General features: G+C 70.8%; 5 protein-coding genes. 4 read left to right on the forward strand and 1 reads right to left on the reverse strand.

The features are described 5' to 3' along the window. Positions 1-233: 233 nt before the first annotated feature. Complete coding sequence (locus LOY02_RS17995; protein ID WP_317183744.1) at positions 234-1,079, reverse strand: PhzF family phenazine biosynthesis isomerase; 846 nt, start codon at positions 1,077-1,079, stop codon at positions 234-236. A gap of 82 nt (positions 1,080-1,161) precedes the next feature. Here LOY02_RS17995 and LOY02_RS18000 point away from each other — a divergent pair, with 82 nt between their 5' ends. From LOY02_RS18000 to LOY02_RS18015, 4 genes are all read left to right on the forward strand, one after another. Next, positions 1,162-2,028 carry a LysR family transcriptional regulator gene (locus LOY02_RS18000; protein ID WP_317183745.1) on the forward strand — a complete coding sequence of 289 codons (867 nt, stop codon included), beginning with the start codon at positions 1,162-1,164 and terminating at the stop codon, positions 2,026-2,028. A 167-nt stretch (positions 2,029-2,195) separates the two neighbouring features. After that, the gene (locus LOY02_RS18005) at positions 2,196-2,675 is read left to right on the forward strand and encodes a DUF2871 family protein (protein WP_317183746.1); all 480 of its coding nucleotides are present in this window, start codon (positions 2,196-2,198) and stop codon (positions 2,673-2,675) included. Between the two features lie 9 nt (positions 2,676-2,684). Beyond that, on the forward strand, positions 2,685-3,905 hold the full coding sequence (locus LOY02_RS18010) for a sensor histidine kinase (protein WP_317183747.1): 1,221 nt from the start codon (positions 2,685-2,687) through the stop codon (positions 3,903-3,905). Beyond that, positions 3,902-4,540, forward strand: coding sequence for a response regulator transcription factor (locus tag LOY02_RS18015; protein WP_317183748.1), 639 nt, complete (start codon positions 3,902-3,904; stop codon positions 4,538-4,540). The genes LOY02_RS18010 and LOY02_RS18015 overlap by 4 nt, the downstream gene beginning before the upstream one ends. Positions 4,541-4,636 lie beyond the last annotated feature (96 nt).

A 4,636-nucleotide genomic window follows, 5' to 3' on the forward strand; every position in this document is an offset into this window, starting at 1 on the left:
CCAACAGCTCCCCGAGGCGCCGGACCTGACCCGAGGCCCATAGGTCGTGCACCCTTCGGTACCGCGGCGCTGGTGACCGTCGCGCTGGGTGCGAACGTGATCATCAGGGCGATTCGCGTCACCTGGCGCCCTTGGCGGGCGCGCAGAGGCTGACCGCCCAGCGGCATACGAAGAGTGTCGTATGCCGCTGAGCTCCGTCCCAGCGGGACGCGCCGGCCCGTGGGTCGCTCGGATCAGTCGGGAATGCGGACAGCGGTTCCGGAGACCACGGCTCGGGTGGAACCGGGGGTCAACCCGAGGCCCAGTCGGCTCGGTCGACCCAGGTCCTCCCCCTGCCGGATCAGTAGCTGCCTCGGGCTCGTAGGGGGCTGGGTCGCGATGAGATAGCCGCCGAGTGCGGCCGCGGCTGCCCCCGTGGCAGGGTCCTCCACCACGCCGCCGACGGGGAAGGGGTTGCGGGAGTGGACCACCGAGTCGGACTCCCACCAGAGCAGATTGACCGTGGTCCAGTCCTGCTCGATCATCAGGGCCTTCAGTGCGTCGAAGTCGTAGTCGAGGTCCTGGAGCCGCGCGCGCGAGTGAGTGGTGAGGATGGGGTGGTGGTTTCCGGCGTAGGCCACATGGACTGGCCATGTCGGGTCGAGGTCGGTTGCGGACCACCGGAGCGCGGTGAGCAGCCGGCCGAGGATCTCGTCGTCGATCGGCGAGCTGGAGGTCTCGACGCTGACGAGCCTTGCCTCACGTCCAGAGGGCGAGTCGCGGACCTCGACCGAGACCTCTCCGATCGTCGTCCGGAAGTGCAGCGAGCGTTGCCCGGTGCGTTCCGCGATCGCCACGGCGCTCGCGACCGTGGCATGACCGCAGAAGGGCACCTCCGCCGCCGGGCTGAAGTAGCGGACACCGACGGTTCCATCGGCGGCCGGCACGGTGAGGAACGCCGTCTCCGAGTAGCCCACCTCGGCGGCGAGCTGCTGCATGTCTGCGTCGGCGAGGTCACCCGAGTCGAGCACCACGCCGGCGGGATTGCCCCCGGCAGGGTCGCGGGTGAAGGCGGCATAGCGGAGCAGTTGAGAGGTCATGCCACCATCGTGCGGCCCCCGGAAAGATCGTGTCCAACGATTGTTCGTGATGAGGACCATCGCTGCCATCTATCATTGGTCCATGGATGTCGAGCTGGTGAGGACGTTCCTCGCTGTGGCCCACCATCGGAACTTCTCGGCAGCCGGCCGTGACCTGGCGATCGTCCAGTCTGCCGTGACCGCGCGGATCCACCTTGTGGAGAAGGCGGTCGGCGCCCGGCTCTTCGACCGCAATCCCAAGCACGTGACTCTCACCCAGCACGGTCTGCAACTGCTCGAGCCAGCCCGGTCCCTGGTCGACGCCGAGGAGCGGTTCCTCGCCGCACTGCGGGATGAGAGGCCCACAGGTCGCATCGGCGTCGCCGCGCCCGAATCCATCTGCGCCTACCGCCTGCCGCCCCTCGTCGCAGACCTTGCCGCCACGTTCCCAGGGCTCGAGGTCCACATCATTCCCGCAGGCACCGAGGTGGCGATGGAGCACCTGCTCCAACGGCGCTGCGACCTGGCGCTGTCCCTGGACCCTCCGGCGGCCAACACCAGGCTGAGCACCGAACGACTGGGGACCGAGGAGGTCGGGCTGTGGACCGCGGCAGAGGCACCTCCCCCCGGCACGTTCGACGAGGTGGCATCCGGCGCGCTCTTCCTCCTCGAGGAAGGCTGTTCCTACAGTGACCAGTTCCTGGCCACCCTGCGCAGCGAGACCGGGGAGAACGGGCGGACCACGCGATTCTCGAGCCTGGAGGCGGTCAAGTCATGCATTGCGGCGGGTCTGGGCCCGGGCGTGCTCCCGCAGTTCAGCATCCAGGCACACGACAACCTGGTCCGCGCTGCCATCCCCGTCCCCGACGCAGAGGTGTTCCTCACCCGGGAGTCGGCGCGCTGGCTGTCGCCCGGCGTTGCGGCTGTTGCCGCGGCATTGCGTGCGCTGTGGAGGGACGCGACGGGGTGATGTGGACGGGCCCCACGGCTGAGCGAGGTGGACGCGAGAGGTAGCCAGGGCAGGCGCGGGGCAGGAGGCGAGCAGATCAGTCGAACGGTTGACCCTCGCCCGTGCGACCTGGCGACGCGGCTCCCTAGCGTGGACGGCAGGAACCCATCCGCTCGAAAGGCCTCTCGATGCCCGTCCTTCTCGTCCGCCTCGCCACTCTGTGGACCGCCCTCGGCCTCGCCGGTGGCCTCTACTACCGAGAGCTCACCAAGCACCACGGTCTGGGCGGGACCCGCGAGCTCGCAGGCACCCAGCTCGCCGTCGTGCACACGCACGTGCTCACGCTCGGGACCCTCGTCCTGCTCGTGCTGCTCGTCCTCGTCGCCCAGTTCCCGGCACTGCAGGACGACCGCCGCTTCCGGTGGGGGGTGTGGACCTGGCAGGTCGGCCTCGGCCTCACCACCTTGGGGATGCTGGTGAAGGGCACGATGCAGGTGGCGGACGTCGGCGGCTTCGACTCGCCCGCGCTGGCCGGGGTCTCCGGGCTGGGGCACATGGTGCTGACCGGTGCCTTCGCCCTGCTCTTCCTCGGGCTCGGCCGCGTCGTCCGCGGAGGCACCCGTGCCGCGACGGGCGACCCCACGTCGGTGGCCCACCACGTCGGGTAGCGTCGTGACATGCCGCAGGCCCTGCGGAACCTGACCGTGCTCCAGCACGCGCTCTTCACCGTCCTCACCATCGTCTGCGCCGTCCGTGCGCTCGCGACGGGTGCTGCTGCCCTCCCCGCCCTCGGAATCACCGCCGCGCTGCTCGCCTGGTATGTCGCCGGGGCCGCGACGGCCCACCTGCAGCCCGGAGATGCCGCGGACCGGGGACGGCCGACGCGGGTGGTGGTCCTGTGGCTGTGCGGACTCACGGCGCTGTGGCTCGCGCTCGTCGCGATCTCCCACGAGTACGTGTGGATCGCCTTCAGCCTCTGGCTGCTCGCCGGCCACCTCCTCGTCGGCTGGTGGGGGGCGGGGTACGTCGCGCTCACCTTGGCCGTCGTCGTCCTCGTCCCGTGGTGGGCGACCGGTGGGGCAAGCACTCCGGGCGTCCTCGGACCGACCATCGGAGCCGTCTTCGCTCTCTTCGTGTCGCGCGGCCAGATGCAGCTCGTCCGCGAGGCCACCCAGCGCCAGCGGCTGGTGCGCTCTCTCGTCGCGGCCCAGGAGGAGACCGAGATCCTCCACTCAGAGCTCGCGCGCACCCAACGGGAGTCGGGGGCTTTGGCCGAGCGCGCCCGGCTCTCCCGCGACATCCATGACACCCTCGCCCAGGGCTTCTCCTCGATCCTGCTGCTCGCCCGGGCCGGTCGGGCCGCCCGCGACGAGGCACAGGTCGGCGATCTCCTCGGTCAGATCGAGGAGTCGGCTGCCGCCAACCTTGACGAGGCACGGCGCGTCGTCGGTGCTCTCGCGCCGAGGGACCTCGAGGGGGCCGGGCTCCCTGCAGCGCTGCGCCGCGTCCTCGACACGCTGGCTGCAGAGACCGGTCTGCGCACCGAGCTGAGGGTCGAAGGGGAAGTCGCCGGTTTGCCGACGTCGATCGAGGTCGCCCTGATGCGCACCGCCCAGGGCGCCTTGGCGAACGTGCGGCTGCACGCCAACGCAAGCCGGGTGGTCGTCTCCCTCAGCGACCTCGGTGACTCGGTGCGGCTCGACGTCGTCGATGACGGGACCGGCTTCGACCCTGGACCGCTGACCTGGCCCCCCTCGTCGGTGCCTGCAGGCGGCTATGGCATTCCTTCGATCCGGGCACGGCTCCGAGAGATCGGCGGTGGGCTCGACATCGAGTCAGCACCCGGGGAGGGCACCGCCCTCAGCGCCCACGTGCCCCTGCGGGAAGGTGCGCCGTGACGAGACCCCGGGACATCCGCGTCCTGGTCGTCGACGACCATCCTGTCGTCCGGGCGGGGCTGCGCGCGCTCCTCGAGACCAAACCGGGGATTCTCGTGGTCGGTGAGGCCGCCGACGGTGTCGCCGCGGTGCGGGGGGCCGAGGCCGATCGCCCTGATGTCGTCCTCTGTGACCTCCGGCTGGGTGAGGGGCTCGACGGTGTGGCGGTCACCAAGGCGTTGCGTCACCTCGCCGACCAGCCCCCGCAGGTCGTCATCCTCACGACCTACGACCATGACGCCGACATCGTTCGTGCGGTCGAGGCAGGCGCCGCGGGCTACCTCCTCAAGGACGCCGCGCCTGACGACATCGTCTCCGCCATCGCCCGGGCCCATGCCGGCGAGACCGTCCTCGACGCAGACCTGAGCCGGCGCGTCATCGACACGATGCGGACGCGCCGGGCGGGACTGAGCGGGCGGGAGGTCGAGGTGCTGCAACTCGTCGCCGCCGGTCGCTCCAACAAGGACGTCTCCAAGGAGCTCTTCATCACTGAGGCGACGGTCAAGTCCCACCTCTACCACGCGTTCGCCAAGCTCGGCGTGGACAGTCGCACGGCAGCGGTGGCCGCCGCGCGGACAGCCGGACTCCTCGACTGACCCGGGCCCGGGCTGAGGCGCGTCACGACGGGAGCGAGGTGTCCTCTCGTCGCGCCCGGCCTCGCGTCGGCCGCCGGCCGACGCGGCCCAGCGGGC

This window comes from Intrasporangium sp., assembly GCF_032907665.1.
Lineage (GTDB): Bacteria > Actinomycetota > Actinomycetes > Actinomycetales > Dermatophilaceae > Intrasporangium.